This window comes from Nocardia sp. NPDC059180, assembly GCF_042754945.1.
GTDB lineage: Bacteria > Actinomycetota > Actinomycetes > Mycobacteriales > Mycobacteriaceae > Nocardia.
On sequence record NZ_JBHZBU010000002.1, the window covers coordinates 455,521 to 471,418 of the forward strand.

The 15,898-nt window shown below is 67.7% G+C and carries 17 protein-coding genes; 7 read left to right on the top strand and 10 right to left on the bottom strand.

Annotation, left to right across the window (positions count from 1 at the left end):
• Positions 1-173: 173 nt before the first annotated feature.
• The 5 genes from lnt to ACFXNW_RS08090 all read right to left on the bottom strand — a co-directional run bounded on the left by lnt (position 174) and on the right by ACFXNW_RS08090 (position 5,944).
• Positions 174-1,817: an apolipoprotein N-acyltransferase gene (gene lnt / locus ACFXNW_RS08070; RefSeq protein ID WP_379416906.1), complete on the bottom strand. Its 1,644-nt coding sequence runs from the start codon at positions 1,815-1,817 to the stop codon at positions 174-176.
• Positions 1,807-3,411 carry an amidohydrolase gene (locus ACFXNW_RS08075; RefSeq protein WP_379416907.1) on the bottom strand — a complete coding sequence of 535 codons (1,605 nt, stop codon included), beginning with the start codon at positions 3,409-3,411 and terminating at the stop codon, positions 1,807-1,809. The genes lnt and ACFXNW_RS08075 overlap by 11 nt, the downstream gene beginning before the upstream one ends.
• A gap of 90 nt (positions 3,412-3,501) precedes the next feature.
• Positions 3,502-3,984, bottom strand: a complete 483-nt coding sequence (locus ACFXNW_RS08080; RefSeq protein WP_379416908.1) for an FxsA family protein — start codon at positions 3,982-3,984, stop codon at positions 3,502-3,504.
• Positions 3,985-4,065: 81 nt separating this feature from the next.
• Positions 4,066-4,725, bottom strand: a complete 660-nt coding sequence (locus tag ACFXNW_RS08085; RefSeq protein WP_379416909.1) for a response regulator — start codon at positions 4,723-4,725, stop codon at positions 4,066-4,068.
• Positions 4,726-4,777: 52 nt separating this feature from the next.
• Positions 4,778-5,944: a sensor histidine kinase gene (locus ACFXNW_RS08090; protein WP_379416910.1), complete on the bottom strand. Its 1,167-nt coding sequence runs from the start codon at positions 5,942-5,944 to the stop codon at positions 4,778-4,780.
• Between the two features lie 120 nt (positions 5,945-6,064).
• Here ACFXNW_RS08090 and ACFXNW_RS08095 point away from each other — a divergent pair, with 120 nt between their 5' ends.
• Positions 6,065-6,832 (top strand): TSUP family transporter, encoded by a 768-nt coding sequence (locus ACFXNW_RS08095; RefSeq protein WP_379416911.1) that lies wholly within the window; start codon positions 6,065-6,067, stop codon positions 6,830-6,832.
• Between the two features lie 6 nt (positions 6,833-6,838).
• On the opposite strand, the gene ACFXNW_RS08100 is transcribed toward ACFXNW_RS08095, so the two are convergent.
• Complete coding sequence (locus ACFXNW_RS08100; protein ID WP_379416912.1) at positions 6,839-7,468, bottom strand: TetR/AcrR family transcriptional regulator; 630 nt, start codon at positions 7,466-7,468, stop codon at positions 6,839-6,841.
• Between the two features lie 126 nt (positions 7,469-7,594).
• Here ACFXNW_RS08100 and ACFXNW_RS08105 point away from each other — a divergent pair, with 126 nt between their 5' ends.
• The 3 genes from ACFXNW_RS08105 to ACFXNW_RS08115 all read left to right on the top strand — a co-directional run bounded on the left by ACFXNW_RS08105 (position 7,595) and on the right by ACFXNW_RS08115 (position 11,627).
• A complete protein-coding gene (locus tag ACFXNW_RS08105; RefSeq protein ID WP_379416913.1) occupies positions 7,595-9,154 on the top strand; it encodes a TldD/PmbA family protein in 1,560 nt (519 codons plus the stop codon).
• A 77-nt stretch (positions 9,155-9,231) separates the two neighbouring features.
• Positions 9,232-10,554, top strand: a complete 1,323-nt coding sequence (locus ACFXNW_RS08110; protein WP_379417348.1) for a metallopeptidase TldD-related protein — start codon at positions 9,232-9,234, stop codon at positions 10,552-10,554.
• Complete coding sequence (locus ACFXNW_RS08115; RefSeq protein ID WP_379416914.1) at positions 10,554-11,627, top strand: dTDP-glucose 4,6-dehydratase; 1,074 nt, start codon at positions 10,554-10,556, stop codon at positions 11,625-11,627. The genes ACFXNW_RS08110 and ACFXNW_RS08115 overlap by 1 nt, the downstream gene beginning before the upstream one ends.
• A 17-nt stretch (positions 11,628-11,644) precedes the next feature.
• On the opposite strand, the gene ACFXNW_RS08120 is transcribed toward ACFXNW_RS08115, so the two are convergent.
• Both ACFXNW_RS08120 and ACFXNW_RS08125 read right to left on the bottom strand, forming a co-directional pair.
• The gene (locus ACFXNW_RS08120) at positions 11,645-12,028 is read right to left on the bottom strand and encodes a PPOX class F420-dependent oxidoreductase (RefSeq protein ID WP_379416915.1); all 384 of its coding nucleotides are present in this window, start codon (positions 12,026-12,028) and stop codon (positions 11,645-11,647) included.
• 22 nt (positions 12,029-12,050) lie between these two features.
• Complete coding sequence (locus ACFXNW_RS08125; protein ID WP_379416916.1) at positions 12,051-12,605, bottom strand: PadR family transcriptional regulator; 555 nt, start codon at positions 12,603-12,605, stop codon at positions 12,051-12,053.
• A gap of 304 nt (positions 12,606-12,909) precedes the next feature.
• Between ACFXNW_RS08125 and ACFXNW_RS08130 the strand changes: the two genes are divergently transcribed.
• Together ACFXNW_RS08130 and ACFXNW_RS08135 are read left to right on the top strand one after the other, a co-directional pair.
• Positions 12,910-13,455, top strand: a complete 546-nt coding sequence (locus ACFXNW_RS08130) for a hypothetical protein (RefSeq protein ID WP_379416917.1) — start codon at positions 12,910-12,912, stop codon at positions 13,453-13,455.
• A 163-nt stretch (positions 13,456-13,618) separates the two neighbouring features.
• The gene (locus ACFXNW_RS08135) at positions 13,619-14,341 is read left to right on the top strand and encodes a VOC family protein (protein WP_379416918.1); all 723 of its coding nucleotides are present in this window, start codon (positions 13,619-13,621) and stop codon (positions 14,339-14,341) included.
• 6 nt (positions 14,342-14,347) lie between these two features.
• On the opposite strand, the gene map is transcribed toward ACFXNW_RS08135, so the two are convergent.
• Complete coding sequence (map, locus tag ACFXNW_RS08140) at positions 14,348-15,115, bottom strand: type I methionyl aminopeptidase (RefSeq protein WP_379416919.1); 768 nt, start codon at positions 15,113-15,115, stop codon at positions 14,348-14,350.
• A 76-nt stretch (positions 15,116-15,191) separates the two neighbouring features.
• On the opposite strand from map, the gene ACFXNW_RS08145 reads away from it, so the two are divergent.
• Positions 15,192-15,455 (top strand): helix-turn-helix transcriptional regulator, encoded by a 264-nt coding sequence (locus ACFXNW_RS08145; RefSeq protein ID WP_379416920.1) that lies wholly within the window; start codon positions 15,192-15,194, stop codon positions 15,453-15,455.
• Between the two features lie 7 nt (positions 15,456-15,462).
• Here the strand turns inward: ACFXNW_RS08145 and ACFXNW_RS08150 are convergent, their stop codons facing one another.
• Positions 15,463-15,846 carry a PPOX class F420-dependent oxidoreductase gene (locus tag ACFXNW_RS08150; protein ID WP_379416921.1) on the bottom strand — a complete coding sequence of 128 codons (384 nt, stop codon included), beginning with the start codon at positions 15,844-15,846 and terminating at the stop codon, positions 15,463-15,465.
• Positions 15,847-15,898: the final 52 nt, after the last annotated feature.

The following is a 15,898-nucleotide window of genomic DNA, read 5'->3' on the forward strand; positions in this document are numbered from 1 at the left end:
ATCCCGGTAGACGCAGTAAAATTTTCGAAAGAAGTGCCGGAAATCCAGCTTTGACGTGCCGAACGGCCCACTCGACCGCTATCGGTGGGCGAACGAAGGAGCCGCTCGGGCGACGAGACCGCTTGTCTGCCCGGACCAGACAGATAACGGGCGTCCGGTTAGGGGATCGCTACTCAGGCGGACGGCCGCGTCGATAAACCGGGCGAAGATGACTGCTCGGTCGGCTCGCCCCGAGGACGGGTTCGCCGACGGATTGCCACGACGATCAACGCGCCGGCGGTGAGAATGATCGCGAGCCATTCCGGTGCGGCGCCGAGCCTGGTGGCAAGCGTCGTCGACTCCCGCAGTGGCAGGTCCGCAACCAAGGCGGCGGGCACGAACAATTCGGTCTGCTGCTGCACCGAGCCGTCGGCGGCGATGATGGCACTGACGCCGGAGGTCGCCGCGACGACGAGCGCGCGGCCATGTTCTACCGCCCGCACCCTGGACATAGCCAGCTGTTGGTAGGTCATCTCGCTGTCGCCGAACGTCGCGTTGTTGGTCGGCACCGTCAGCAACTGCGCCCCCGCGCTCATCGAATCGCGGAACGCGCGGTCGAAGGCGACTTCGTAGCAGGTGGCAACGCCCAGGTCGATACCCGCGACCCGCACGGTGCCGTCGCCGTTACCGGGAACGAAATATCCGGCGCGATCGGCGTAATCGGAGAACAGCCGGAAGAACCCGCGCATGGGCAGATATTCGCCGAACGGCTGGATGATCCGCTTGTCGTGCCGTTGACCGGGTCCCGACTCCTCGGTCCAGACCATCATCGAATTCGTAGTGGTGCGGTCGTCGTTGACAAGCACCGCACCGATCAGAATGGGGGCGTCCACCCGCCGCGCGGCGCGGGTGATGATCGCGGCGGCGTCGGCGTTGCGCAGCGGGTCGATATCGGAGGAATTCTCCGGCCAGATCACCAGATCCGGCTGCGGCGCCCGACCGGCGGCCACCTCGTCGGCCAGCTGTTCGGTGCGGCGGGCGTGGTTGTCGAGGACGGCGCGGCGCTGTGCGTTGAACTCCAGGCCGAGCCGGGGCACGCTGCCCTGGATCGCGGCGACGGTGATGGTGCCCTCGCCCTCGTCAGGGCCGGGCAGCGCGGGGCGCAGCGCCAGACCGGCTACCGGCATGACCGCGACGATGAGAACCGCGGCGAGGGCCGAACGTCGTCGGCTGCCGGAGGGCGCGACACCCGTGCCGTCGGGGCGCCGGATTGCCACGACAAGGGCCGCGATACCTGTCCCCGTCAGCGCGACCGCGAACCCCACCAAAGGCGCACCACCGTAGGCGGCCAGCGGCAGGAACCAGCCGTCGGCTTGGCCGAAAGCCAGCCGACCCCACGGGAATCCGCCGAAGGGGAAGCTGGAGCGGCCCCATTCGGTCGTCGTCCAAGCCAGTGCGATCCACAGCGGCCAACCGGGCAGCGTGCTCAACATACGGGCCAGCAGGCCGAACAGGCCGATATAGATCGCGCACGCCGTCGAGAGCGCGAGCCACGGCACCGGACCGACGTAGATGCCGGTCCACGGCAGCAGCGGCAGGAAGAACCCGAGGCCGGCGAGCAGGCCGTAACCGAAGCCGCCGCGCAGCTTGCCGGTGCCGCGCACGCTCAGTGTGAGCAGGGCGATGCCGATCGGCGCGAGAAACCACCACGGTCGCGGCGGGAAACTGCCGAACAGCAGGACGCCGGCGACGACAGCCGTCACCGCACGGATCAGCACTGGATGACGCCCTGGAAAGCCTGTCACACGGGACCCGCGACCGGCGGGCTCAGCCGCCATGGATGGTCACTCCGCGGTGCACGGTGCGCAGGCAGCGCGGCAGCGCATCGCCAGGGGCCAGTGACGGCAGGCCGGGGACCCGCGAACGCGGGTCGGTGGACCAGCGCTGCACGGAATCGGCGGCCGCGGCGACGACGAGGTCACCGGCTTCCCAAACCGCGTAGGAGGCGGGCGCACCCGGCACCAGCGTGCCCGCGACGCCGTCGCGCACGCCGCCTGCCCGCCATGCGCCCCTGGTGGCCGCAGCGAACGCTGCGCGAGGAGACAGACCATGGCCGGGGGTGCGATGCTCGGCCGCGGCACGGACCGCGGCCCACGGGTCGAGTGCGGTGACGGGCGCGTCCGAGCCGATGGCAAGGGAGATGCCTGCCGAGGCCATGGCGGCGAACGGGTTGAGCCGTGCGGCGCGCTCAGCGCCGAGGCGAGCGGCGTACATGCCGTCGGTGCCGCCCCACGCGGCGTCGAACGCGGGCTGCACGCTTGCGATGACGCCCCATGCGGCGAGTTTGCCGATCTGCTCGGCGTCGATCATCTCCGCGTGCTCGATCCGATGACCGCGCGCGGCGACGGCCGGGCCGCCCAATTCGTCGACGACGGTGCCGAATCCGGCGACGACGGCGTCCATCGCGGCATCGCCGATGACGTGGAATCCGGCCTGGATCCCGGCCTCGGTGCACGCACGTACGTGTGCGGCGACCCCGGCGTCGTCCAGGTAGCCGAGTCCGGTTCCTTCGGCGTCGGCATAGGGTTCGCGCAGCCATGCAGTGCGCGAGCCGAGCGAACCGTCCACGAACAGGTCGCCCGCCAAGGCGTGCACGCCCAGTTCGGCGACCAGCACGCGGGCTTCCTCGGCGCTGCCTACGGCTTGACCCCAGTTGGCGCGGACCTCGACGCCGTGGTCGAAGGCGAGCAGTTCACGCAGGTCGGTCACCCCGGAGATTTCCGGGCCCGCGCATTCGTGCACCGCGGCGATGCCGTGCGCGGCGGCGTGATCGAGGGCGGCCCGGCGGGCGGCGTCGCGCTGTTCCCGGTCCAGGGCGGCCAGCGTGGCGGCACGCACCAGGTGGTGGGCCTGCGCGCGCAACGGTTCGCTCCTGCTGAATCCGGTGGCCGCGGTCAGCTCCGGCACCGCGTCGAGGACGGCGGTGGACACGACCGCGGAGTGGGCGTCGATTCTGGAGAGGTAGACGTGCCTGCCCGCATCGGCGCCGAGCGCGGTATCGATGTCGGTGGCCGAGGGCGGCCGCTGTTCCGGCCAGCGCGTCTCGTCCCAGCCGTCACCGATGATCACCGCGCCGTGATGGGTCGCGGCGAAGGTGGTGAGCAGCTCGAGGCAGTGTTCGAGCGAGCGTGCGCCGGACAGGTCGAGTCCGGTCAGTTGCAGGCCGAGCGCTGTGGTGTGCACATGGGGTTCCACGAACGCGGGCGCGACGAAAGCGCCGTCCAGATCGACGATATCGGCGTCGGGGTGCAGTGCCCGGCCCACACGGTCGGCGCCCAGCCACACCACGGTGCCGTCGGTTACCGCCATCGCGGTCGCGTCCGGGGAACTGGAACTGTAGATACGACCGCCGACCAGTAACTGGGTACTCACGATCGACCAGTCTGCCAGTGCCGCATCCGCGCGCGGGCACCGGCGGGTGCGGTGCCGATCACCCCACTGCCGGGATGTCGCCGGACGTACTCAGGCGCCTTCGATGGCGGGGCGGGTGCTCGGACGTGGGTCGTCGTACCACTCGGTGACCACGACTCCGTCGACCACGTCGTCGCCGTCGATGACCACGCCGCGATAGGGCATCCGGGCAGCCACCCGCTCCATCCGGCGCGCCGTCACCGCCGCCACCAGCGGACGCAACAGGGCGCGTGTCGGGGGCAGGAGCAGCAGCAGGCCGAACACCGACGTGACGAGGCCGGGCACGAACATCAAGACGCTTCCGGTGGCGACCAGCGCGCCGTCGGCGACGGCGGTGCCCGGGGTGATCTCACCACGGCCGGCCCGGCGGAACTGCTCGAATACCCGGCGGCCCTGCGAGCCGATGAGCAGCATGCCCGCAGCCGAGCACGCGATCAGCACGAGGATGGCGGGCATGACGCCGATCAGCTGCGCGACGCCGACGAACGCGGCGATCTCGACGACGAGGTAGGCGAGGAATACAACAGCGGGCATGACGTTCCTTCCGGACGATCTACCCCCTTCAACGTCGGCAGGTCCGGATTTTCTCCCGGCGAGACCGATCCGTTGCCGAGCTCACCCGCCGGGGCGCACCAGCCCTGTTTCGTAGGCCAGCACCACCGCCTGCACGCGATCGCGCAGGTCGAGTTTGGTCAGTACCCGTCCGACGTGCGTTTTCACCGTCGCCTCGGACAGGAACAGCTGGGCGGCGATCTCGGCGTTCGAACGTCCCGCGGCGATCTGCTCGAGCACCTCGCGCTCGCGTGCGGTGAGCACATCGAGCACGCCGGGATCGCGGGTGCGCCCGGGATCCTCGCTGATCATGCGGTCGAGCAGACGTTTGGTGACCTTGGGTGAGACCACCGCGTCACCAGCGGCAACGCTGCGGATCGCCGAGATCAGGTCCTCGGGCGGGGTGTCCTTGAGCAGGAATCCGCTGGCACCGGCGCGCAGCGCGCCCAGCGCGTGCTCGTCCAGATCGAAGGTCGTCATCACCAGGACCCGGCTGCCGTGGCCTGCCTCGACGATCTGGGTGGTGGCGGTGACGCCGTCGACGACGGGCATCCGCACATCCATCAGCACCACGTCGGGCTTCAGTTCGCTCGCCTGCGTCACCGCGAGTGCGCCGTTGGCGGCTTCACCGATCACCTCGATGTCGGGATGCGCGCCGAGCACCATTTTCAGCCCCATGCGCATGAGTTCCTGGTCGTCGACAACGAGAACGGTGATCGGCACGAGCCACAGCGTAGTGCCCGGCACGGCGCGCTCTCGCAGTGTCCGGCGCAGATCAGTCCGGCTGGATCAACGGGATGGTGGCTCGTACCCGCCAGGAGCCGTCGGCGGCGCGGCCTGCGTCCATGGTCCCGCCCAGAACGGCGACTCGTTCCCGCATCCCGGCCAAGCCGAGGCCGCTGCCGGTGATCCGGTTCGCCGGTTCCTGCACGGGCACGCCTCCGCTGTCGGTGACCTCGATCAGCACGTCGTCGTCGCGGCGGTGCACGCGCACCCAGGCCTTCGGGTGGGCCCCCGCGTGGCGCAGCGTATTGGTCAGCGATTCCTGCACGATTCGGTGCACGCCGAGGCTGATCTCCGGTGCGATCTCGTCGAGCTCGCCGGTCAGCTCCAGCTCCACCGCGAGGCCCGTGCCGCGCATCATCTCCACGACCTTGGCCAGGCCGGCGGTGCCGTGCTGGGGCAGCTGGTCGGGTGCGTGTTCGGTGCGCAGCAGGGCGACGGTGCGGCGCAACTCGCGCAGCGCCTCGCGTCCGGTCGCGGCGATGGTGGTGACGGCCTGTTCGGCCACGTCGGGATCATGGCGCATCGCATATCTGGCGCCGTCGGCCTGCACGATGATGACGCTCACCGCATGGGCAACCACGTCGTGCAGCTCCCGCGCGATGCGGGTGCGTTCGGCCGACACGGCGTCGTGCGCACGGCGCTCCCTGTCGTAATCGGCGACCGCGAGCCGGGCGGCGACTTCGGTGTCGTAGGCGTGGCGCGCGCCGACGAATTCGGCGAGTGTCCAGCACAGGGCGTACAACACGACGACAAACGCCATATCGGTGCCGACCGGGAAGCCCGTCGCCATCGTCGACAACCCGGTGTCGACAACCAGGCCGACCAGCAACAGCAGACCCTCGCGCCGCCCGACGTAGGCGACCAGGGTGTACAGCATGATGCCGAGCCCGATCAGCGCGACGTGCTCGGATTGCTCCTCGGTCAGATAGCTGACCGCGGTGGCGGTGATCGACAAGCCGAGCATAGCCACCGCCATGCCCCGCGGGTAGACCCGGCGCAGGATCATCGGTAGCGGCAGCAGCACCGACAGGGCGAGATAGGAGACCTTGTTGTGCGCGGCGGACACGCCGAGCACATCGAGGACGAGCAGTACACCGGCCAGCATCGAATCGGCGACGATCGGCTTGCCGCGAAGCCACAAACTGAACCTGCGCACGCCGTTCAGCGTAAGGGGGCGGTCGGCGCTGACCTGGAACGGCGCGTTTCCTGGCGGGCACGCCGTATTCGAACCGCCCCGGAAAGCCGATGATGCCGCGTCCCTGGTTGTCTTGCCAGCGTGGATATCTCCGATTGGGCGGTCCTGCTGACCGCGGCGACGGCGGCAGGCTGGGTAGATGCCGTGGTCGGCGGCGGCGGTCTGATCGTGTTGCCGACGCTGCTGCTGGTGGCGCCGGGGATCGCGCCGCAAACGGCATTGGGGACCAACAAGCTCTCGGCGGTGGCGGGCACGACCGCGGCGGTGGTGACATTCTCCCGCAAGGTGCCGATCCAGTGGCGGGTGCTGCTGCCTGCCGCGCTCATCGCGGCGGTGACGGCGGCGGCCGGTGCGGCGGCGGTCTCGCTCATCGATCGGGAGCTGTTCATTCAGATCGTCTTGGTGGTGTTGGTCGGGGTGGCGATCTTCGTCACCGCGCGCCCGTCGGTCGGGGTCACGCTGGCCACCCATGCGCCGACACGGCGCAAGTTCATCCTGGTGGTGGCGCTGGCCGCCGGGCTGATCGGCTTCTATGACGGGTTGCTCGGTCCTGGCACCGGCACGTTCCTGATCATCACCTTCGCCACCTTGCTCGGCACCGAATTCGTCCGGGCCGCGGCGATGGCCAAGGTCGTCAACTGTGGCTCGAATGTGGGCGCGCTGATCTTCTTCGGCGCGACCGGGCACATTCTGTGGGCCTTGGGCGCGGCGATGGCGGTGGGCAATGTCGCGGGCGCGGTGGTGGGGTCGCGGATGGCGTTGAGCCGGGGCGCGGAATTCGTCCGCGTCGTCCTGCTGGTGGTGGTGATCGCGATGGTGTTGCGGCTGGGCTGGCAGCAGTTCGGCTGAGAGCTCTCAGACGCGGGCGAGCCAGGGGCGCAGCACCTCGGAGGTGGTTTCGTGGATCTTGCGCTGGAGCCGCTCGCCGTCGTCGATGCCGATCTGCGGGCCCTGGAACAGCACCGTCAGCGCACCGGACACCGCGCCGACGACCGCGCCGACCAATGCGGCGGCGCCGACCTCGTCGAATTCGGCGGGGAACGCGGCATGTAGCTGCCTGGCGATCTCGCGCTGGGCGAGAAGTTGCGCGTGCGCCGCGCGGCCGCTCACCGCGGGCACGGTGCGCGAGACCTGCGCCCGCAGTGCGGCGATGCGAGCGGCGAGATCGTCGATCAGATGTTCGCCGGGGTTGTCCCCGGCCGCGCGTAGTGCACGTAATAACACTTCCACCGGCCGCTCCCCCGGCCGTCGTCCGGCGATCGCGACGACCGCGGCACGGACCCGATCGTCGGGTTCGGGAAACAGCAGTTCTTCCTTACTGGCGAAGTAATTGAAGAAGGTGCGGGTGCCCACCTCGGCGACGGCGGCGATATCGGCCACGGTCGTTTCCTCGTAGCCTCTGGTCTCGAACAGCTCGGCGGCGGCCTCGAGCAGCGCGCGGCGGGTACGTTCACGTTTGCGATCGCGGAGGGCGGAAGGCGGCACGCGGGCACAGTACGACATCTGCTCGCGCGGACGTGGTAGGCGCGAGCACCGCGTCCCGGTTCGATACGACTGCGCGCGGGAAGTATTCGACGGCGGCTGTCGGTGGCACCGACTACGGTGTGGTGGGTGAGCATCGCGACTTCCGAAGATGGCACAGGATCCGGTCGGGCAGGCCACGGCGTCGACGCCGAATTCGCGTCGCTGCCACTGACGAGCCTCGCCGACGCCGCGCTCTCGGCCGCCACCGCGGCGGGGGCCTCGCACGCCGATCTGCGCGTGCACCGCCTCGTCACCCAATCCATTCGATTGCGCGACGGGCGGGTCGAGTCGGTCACCGATTCCGCCGAACTCGGGCTGGCGGTGCGCGTGATCGTCGACGGCACCTGGGGTTTCGCCTCGCACGCTGCGCTCACCCCGCAGTCCGCCGCCGAGGTCGCCCGGCGCGCGGTGACTGTGGCAACCACTTTGCGCGCGCTCAACCGCGAACGTGTCGAGCTGGCCGCCGAACCCCGTTACGACGACGCACGCTGGGTGTCGGCCTATGACCTCGATCCGTTCGCTGTGCCGACCGCCGACAAAGTGGCACTACTGCAGGAGTATTCGCAGCGGCTGGCTGCGGCCGACGGCGTCGATCATGTGACGGCCTCGGTGCTGCAGGTCAAGGAACAGACCTATTACGCCGACACCGCGGGTTCTTCGATCACCCAGCAGCGGGTTCGGCTGCACCCACAGCTCGAGGCGATCACCGTCGATTCGGCGGCCGGTGTGTTCGAAACGATGCGGACGCTGGCGGCACCGGCGGGCCGTGGCTGGGAGTACGTCACCGGCGCCGACGGAATCTGGGACTGGGACGGCGAACTCGCGCGGATTCCGCAATGGCTGGCGGAGAAGGTGAAGGCGCCCAGCGTCGTCGCGGGCCCCACCGACCTCGTTATCGATCCGACCAATCTGTGGCTCACCATCCACGAGTCCATCGGCCACGCCACCGAATACGACCGCGCCATCGGCTACGAATCCGCATACGCGGGCACCTCGTTCGCCACTCCCGATCTCCTCGGCACGCTGCGCTACGGTAGCCCGATCATGCACGTCACCGGCGACCGCACCGAAGCGCACGGTCTGGCCACCGTCGGCTACGACGATGAAGGAGTAGCCGGGCAGCGGTGGGATCTGGTGCGCGACGGCGTCCTGGTCGGCTACCAATTGGACCGGGTGTTCGCGCCCCGCCTCGGGCTGGAGCGTTCCAACGGCTGCTCCTACGCGGATTCGCCGCACCACGTACCGATCCAGCGCATGGCCAATGTGTCGCTGCAACCGGACCAGCAGCGCGACACCAGCACCGATGAGCTCATCTCCCGCGTCGAGAATGGCATCTACATCGTCGGCGACAAGAGCTGGTCGATCGATATGCAACGCTACAACTTCCAGTTCACCGGGCAGCGGTTCTTCCGCATCCGCGACGGCGAGCTGGACGGGCAGCTGCGCGATGTCGCCTACCAGGCCACCACCACCGACTTCTGGGGCGCGATGGAGGCGGTGGGCGGGCCGTCTACCTGGCAGCTCGGCGGTGCGTTCAACTGCGGTAAAGCACAGCCGGGTCAGGTGGCGGCGGTCAGTCACGGCTGCCCGTCGATTCTGGTGCGCGGCATCAATGTTCTCAACACGCGGACGGAGGCGGGGCAGTGAAGGTGACCGGCGCGGCGATTCTGCCGGGTGGGGCGGCCGTTGAACAGGCATTGGCGTTGTCGAAGGCCGACGAGGCGATGGTGATCGTCACCGACGCGCATGAGGCGTCACTGCGTTGGGCGGGCAATTCGATGACCACCAACGGGTCATCGGTGTCGCGGCAGTGGGCGATGGTGTCGGTGTTCCGGGACGGCCCGAACACCGCGCGCGTCGGCAGCGTCACCGCCACCAGCGTCGACGGTGCGGATATCGAGGCCGTGGTGCGTGCCAGCGAGGAGGCGGCCCGCACCGCCGAGCCTGCGCGCGATGCGATGCCGCTGCTGGAGGCCGATGGTTTCGCCGATCCCGAGGAGTGGGCCGGAGAGCCCGGCCGGACCGGGATCGAAGTGTTCACCGGATTGGCTGCCGACCTGGCCGACGGGTTCGACGGCGCCGACACGCTCTACGGTTTCGCCCATCACCAGATGCACACCACCTGGCTCGGTACAACCACCGGGCTGCGCCGTCGCTACGTGCAGCCCACCGGGTCGGTGGAGATCAACGGAAAGCGTGGTGCGGGCGCCGATCTGGCCAGCGCGTGGGTGGGTGTGGGCACCGGCGATTTCACCGACGTGGACACGCCAGGACTGCTGGCGGAACTGTCGCGCCGGCTGGATTGGTCGGCGCGGCGAGTCCAGCTGCCCGCGGGCCGGTACGAGACGCTGCTGCCACCGTCGGCGGTCGCGGATCTGATGATCTATCTGGCCTGGACGATGGACGGTCGCGGCGCACACGAGGGCCACACCGCGCTGTCGCGCCCAGGTGGCACCCGGATCGGTGAGCGGCTCACCGATATTCCGCTGACCTTGTATTCGGATCCGAGCGCGAGCGGACTCGAATACCGCCCGTTCGTCGCGACGCCTGCCTCCTCGGAGGCGCTGTCGGTATTCGACAACGGCCTGTCCGCGCAGCGCGTGGACTGGTTGCGCGAGGGCGTGATCGAATCGCTGGTCTATCCCCGCGCCACAGCCGCCGAATTCGATGCCCCCACCACCGTTCCCGGCGAGAATCTACTGCTCGCCGGTGGCACCGGCGCCACCCTCGACGAGATGATCGCCCGCACCGAACGCGGCCTGCTGCTCACCACCCTGTGGTACATCCGCGAGGTCGACCCGGCCACCCTGCTGCTCACCGGCCTCACCCGCGACGGCGTCTACCTCGTCGAAAACGGCGAAGTGACCGCCGCGGTCAACAACTTCCGCTTCAACGAAAGCCCCCTCGACCTGCTCCGCCGCACCACCGAAGCCGGCGCGACCACCCTCACCCTGCCCCGCGAATGGAAGGACTGGTTCACCCGAACCGCCATGCCCCCACTCCGCATCCCCGACTTCCACATGTCCTCGGTCAGCCAGGCGACGTAGTGGGCACGGTCTACCTGGTCACCGGCGCGGCCGGGTTCATCGGCGCCAACTACGTGCATCTGCTGGCCGAATGGGAGCCGGACGCCGAGATCGTCGCGGTCGATCACCTCGGCTTCGCGAGCAACCTCGCCAACCTCGATCCGGTCCGCGATCGCATCAGTTTCGAATGCGCCGATATCGCCGACCCCACGGCGATGGCGGAGCTGTATCGACGGTACGCACCACAGTTCGTGGTGAACTTCGCCGCCGAATCACATAACGATCGAGCGATCCTCGATCCGTCGGCGTTCATGCGCAGCAACGCGCTCGGCGCGCAGGTGCTGGCCGAATGCAGCCGCCGCGCAAGTGTGCGCACGCATCTGCACGTCTCGACGATCGAGGTCTACGGCGAACTGCCCGCGCATGAGGCGTCGTTCACCGAACGTAGCCCGCTCAATGCCAAGACGCCGTACTCGGCGGCGAAGGCGGCCGGTGATCAGATCGTGCGTGCCTACATGTGCACCTACCCGGAGCTCGATATCCGGATGACGCACTGCGCCAACAACTACGGGCCGTACCAACTCCCGGAGAAGCTGATTCCCCTTGCGGTGACCAATGTGCTGCGTGGGCGCAAGGTGCCCGTTTACGGTGACGGGTTGCAGCGGCGCGACTGGTTGCACGTCGCCGATCACTGTGCGGCAGTGCATCGGATTCTGCATGCCGAACTCGGACCGGTTCCCGATGCCGCGGGGACCGACCCGGGACTGTTGCCGATCTTCGATATCAGCGCGCGCCATGAGATCAGCAATCTCGACCTCGCGCACCGAGTGGTCACCGAGCTCGGGTTGGATCCAGACGAATGGATCGCCCACATTCCCGATCGGCCGAATCACGACCGGCGGTATCTGATCGATCCCGCCAAGTTGGAGACGCAGCTGGGGTGGCGGCCGGTGCACGAGTTCGAGACTGGAATCGCCGAGACGGTCGCCTGGTACGTCGCGCATCGTGACTGGTGGGAGCAGATCATCGCCGAGAAGGGCGAATTGGAGGTCGATTGGTCGCGGATGGGGACCACGGCACCGGCCGCGCCGTAGCGCGGCCGCCGGTAACTTCAGGCGGTGGGGACGATTTCGATGCCGATCGTGCCGGATTTGCCGCGGCGGAGGTTGCTGCCGAGGATGACGAGGGGGCCGAGCAGGAAATACTTCTTGCGGAGGAGGCGGCGGACGTTGTCGGTTTCGGTGGGGTCGAGGATGCGGGCCGTGCCGCGGACGACGGCGCCGCGGGGGCTGCCTTTCGCGTTGCACGGTTGCATGGTGACCGACGAGTTGCGGCGCAGGCGCTTGACCTTCCAACTGTCGGTGACGGTCCAGACGAAGATCTTTCCCTGGTCTGCGGCGGCCCACAGCGGTGTCGCGACGGGTGTTCCGTCTTTGCGGAAGGTCGTCAGCAGGACATATTCGGCCTTTTCGACAGCGGTGAGCGCATCGGTCATGCCACTACCGTAGGCGATCGAGTCAGCGGTCGTCGGCCATGCGGTACTCGCCCGCCTCCAGCCGCGCCAGCACACCGGAGGTCCAGCCGGACAGATTCTCGAACACCCCACTCCACAGTTCCAGCAGGTCGGTGAAGTGCGGGGCTTCGTGGCGGCCGGGGAATTCCGGGACCATCGCCAGCAGGTCGTCACGCATCTCTCGGCTGAGGCGCCGTTGCTCGCGCAATCTATCGATGACGTGGGCGCGCGGCAATACGTCCATGAACGCGATGGCCGCGCCAAGCTCTTCCATATCGACGCTGATCAGCGCCGCGTCCAGCAGCGCGCCGAATTCTTCCTCGCCGGATTCGGTGAGTTCGAACATCGTCCGTCCCGGGCCCCGGCTGCTGTCTTCAGTTCCGAGCGCCCGCAACTTGCCTTCCTGGGTCAACTGTTTGAGCGCGTGATAGATCGACCCGGGCTTGACGTTGGTCCAGGTATCGGCCCGCCACGACAGCAGCTCCTGCCGCACCGCGTACCCGTGCGAGGGTTGCTGCCTGCGCAGCACCCCGAGGACCAGCAGTCGTACCGCCGACACGATTCGCCTCCGCTCCGGGTCCGACTCCTACCGCGCACCCACCTCGAGCATGGTAGTCAAACTTGATCTCCACGACCCGGAGCCATCGCCGACATCGCCACACGAAATGGCTTTATCAATTCTGAGCCAATCGAATATTGGTGATTTCAGAATTCTGCCTATCGCCAAGAATTGATCATGTACAAGGTAGTCCGAGCGGGTCGTGCAGTATAGACGACTTTCACAGCAAGCGCGACAATTATTTGTATCCACTGTCGTTCGTCGGGGGAACGCCAATGGAATTGGCAGGATGATGGGAACAACGATGTTTATCAGGAAATTGGTGGCCACGGCGATCATGGCCATCGCCGCCACCGCTATAGCCACCGCCACCGCACAAGGTCAGGCAGGTGTGGCAGCAGGCCCCAGCTTTACGTCGGTCAGCGGACCGGTCGCCTATACGACGACCCTGGCCGCCGACCATTCCAGCGCGACGGTCACGCTGGCGGCGGGAACCTTCGAGATGACCCCGGGCGTGGTCACGGTGAGAGCCGCGGACGGCACCGTTGCCGGCTCGATCCCGACCACCCTGCGCATGCAGACGGGTCAGAGCTTCGAGGTGACTCCGGCCGTCGACCGCAGCGGCACCGTCCTGACGCTGACGCCGACCGCCGGCCCCGCATCCGGCGCGTCGACCTCTCCGGAGGCAGTCGCCTTGCAGTCGATCGGTAACGCCGGAACCATCGCCGCAGGCATCGCCATCGGCTGCTTCATCGGCATCGTCATCGGCATCTGGTTCTTCGGCTTCGGTGCCGTGATCGGATGCGCGATCGGCGCCGTGATCGGCGGATTCATCGGCGCAGGAGTCTGAACAGGCCGTCGGTGATACCCACCGTCGAACCGCGTACACAAGGAGATCGAGGGCCGAGCGCATGTCGCTCGGCCCTTCATCCGGAAATGAGTAGTCAAGTTTGACTTCCGCCCCGCGCCACTCCTAAACTCGGGTAGTCAAACTTGATTACGGAGGCTCCGAAATGGGCGATATCGCCGTCCCCGTGCTCCCCACCGCCGATCTGCCCCGAACGCTCGAGTTCTACCGGGCGCTCGGCTACAAGGTCACCTACGAACAGACACGTCCGTACGTCTACGGGGCGGTCGAAGCCCACGGTTGCGCGCTGCATTTCGCCGCGCCGCAAGGCAAAGGGAGTTTTCCCGAGGACTGGTCCGGCTGCCTGGTCATGGTCGACGACATTGCCGAGCGGCACCGCACACTCACCACGTCGTTGCGTGCGCACTACGGCAAGATCCCGGTCAAAGGCGAACCGCGGATCACCCGATTCCGCCCAGGACAATCCCGGTTCAGCGTCATTGATCCGGACGGCAATTGGGTCACCTACATCCAGAACGATGAACCCATGGAACTCGAGTACGGCGGCTCCAAATCACTGACCGGCTTGGCCCGAGTGCTGGACAATGCGCGCATTCTGCGAGATTTCAAGAACGACGACGAGACGGCGACTCGCGTGCTCGAGGTGGGACTTCGCCGATACTCCTCCACCGCGCCCGCCACCGAAGTGGCACGCGCCTGGGCGGCCCTCACCGACCTGGCTGTCGCGATGGATCACAAGGAACGTGCGACGAACCACCGCAGAGCTTTGCACGCCGTAGAGCTGACCGACGAGGAACGAGCCACACTGGCCACCGAAGCGAACGCGAGCGTCGCGCTGGCCGATTGGTTGAACCAGTCCGAGGCCTGATCAGCCTCACGCCACCAGAGTCAAAATCCGCGGCCCATCCTCGGTGATCGCCACCGTGTGTTCGGAATGCGCCGTGCGCGACCCATCCGCCGAGCGGATGGTCCACCCGTCAGGGTCGGTGACGATGCGATCGGTAGTGCGGGCGAACCACGGTTCGATGGCAATGGTCAGACCGGGCCGCAACGAAAAACCGCGGCCCGCGCGACCGACATTGGACACGTGCGGATCCTCGTGCATGGTGCGCCCGAGCCCGTGCCCGCCGAACTCGGTGTTGACCGGGTATCCGTAGGACGATGCGACCGCCGAAATGGCGGCGGAGATATCACCGATCCGGTTGCCCGGCAGCGCCACCTCGATCGCCGCGGCGAGCGCGTCCTCGGTAGCGCGCACCAGACGCAGATCCTCGTCGGCGGCAGTGCCGACGACCACCGTGGTCGCCGAATCCGCGACCCATCCATCGATGGAGACGGCGAGATCCATGGACAACACATCGCCGTCACGCAAGGCGTAATCGAACGGAAGCCCGTGTAGCACCGCATCGTTGACCGACAAGCACACCGTATTGCGGAACGGCCCGCGACCGAAAGACGGCGAATAGTCCCAGTAGCACGACTGCGCGCCGCGCTGCCCGATCCGCTCGCGCACCACCGCCTCGAGTTCCAGCAGATTCACCCCGACCGCCGCACGGGCACGCAACTCGGCCAGCGTCTCGGCGACGAACCGCCCCGTCACCGCCATCCGCTCGATCTCTTCGGGCGACTTCAACTCGACCATCACAACCTCCACATCGACATCATCGGTATTTTAATACCAGATTGCGGTATTTAAATACCAGCCGTAGGGTGGTCGCATGGTTCGTCTGCCCTTGACTCCGGCCCAGGTGGAGGCCGGTCGCCGGCTCGGTTCCCGATTGCGGTCCGCGCGCGGCGGCCGCGATCTCGTCGACGTCGCCCGCGCGGCGGGCATCTCCCCGGAGACGTTGCGCAAGATCGAAACCGGCCGCCTGCCCTCCCCCGCCTTCGGGACGGTCGTGGCCCTCAGCCAGGTGCTCGACCTGCCGTTGGACGAGCTCGCGGCCATCTGGATGTCGGGCAGCCTGGCCGAATCCGGCTGATCCCGGCTCAGGCCTCGCGTTCGGCGATTTCGATGCCCACCGAAGCGTCGGCGCCGCGCAGCAGCTTGTGGCCGCGGATGGCGAGTGCACCGAGGATGCCGTATTTGCTCGCCACCACATCCCGGACGTGCTCGGTATTGTCGGCGTTCAGGATCGTTGCTGTCCCGGCACGGACCTCGCCACCGTCGGCGCGGCCGCGGTTGTCGCATACCTGCAACGTCACCTGCGGATTGCGCCGCATCCGCTTGACTTTCCACGATCCCTGGTTGGTCCACACCAGAATGCGGTCGCCGTCGGGCGCCACCCACACCGGCGTCCCCACGGGCGTGCCGTCCTTCTTATAGGTGGTGAGCAGCGCATATTTGCTGGTTGCCAGTTCGTTCCATGTCATACCGAAAACGGTAGGGCGCCATGCGGTAGCCGACATCCACCCAGAGGCAGAT

What these genes read in the sequence shown, in the direction of transcription:
- ACFXNW_RS08130 (WP_379416917.1), top strand. Translation starts at nt 12,910, where the DNA reads ATGTTTATCAGGAAATTGGTGGCCACGGCGATCATGGCCATCGCCGCC.
- ACFXNW_RS08135 (WP_379416918.1), top strand. Translation starts at nt 13,619, where the DNA reads ATGGGCGATATCGCCGTCCCCGTGCTCCCCACCGCCGATCTGCCCCGA.
- ACFXNW_RS08145 (WP_379416920.1), top strand. Translation starts at nt 15,192, where the DNA reads ATGGTTCGTCTGCCCTTGACTCCGGCCCAGGTGGAGGCCGGTCGCCGG.
- map (WP_379416919.1), bottom strand. Translation starts at nt 15,115, where the DNA reads ATGGTCGAGTTGAAGTCGCCCGAAGAGATCGAGCGGATGGCGGTGACG.
- ACFXNW_RS08150 (WP_379416921.1), bottom strand. Translation starts at nt 15,846, where the DNA reads ATGACATGGAACGAACTGGCAACCAGCAAATATGCGCTGCTCACCACC.
- ACFXNW_RS08110 (WP_379417348.1), top strand. Translation starts at nt 9,232, where the DNA reads ATGGTGATCGTCACCGACGCGCATGAGGCGTCACTGCGTTGGGCGGGC.
- ACFXNW_RS08080 (WP_379416908.1), bottom strand. Translation starts at nt 3,984, where the DNA reads ATGCCCGCTGTTGTATTCCTCGCCTACCTCGTCGTCGAGATCGCCGCG.
- ACFXNW_RS08120 (WP_379416915.1), bottom strand. Translation starts at nt 12,028, where the DNA reads ATGACCGATGCGCTCACCGCTGTCGAAAAGGCCGAATATGTCCTGCTG.
- lnt (WP_379416906.1), bottom strand. Translation starts at nt 1,817, where the DNA reads ATGGCGGCTGAGCCCGCCGGTCGCGGGTCCCGTGTGACAGGCTTTCCA.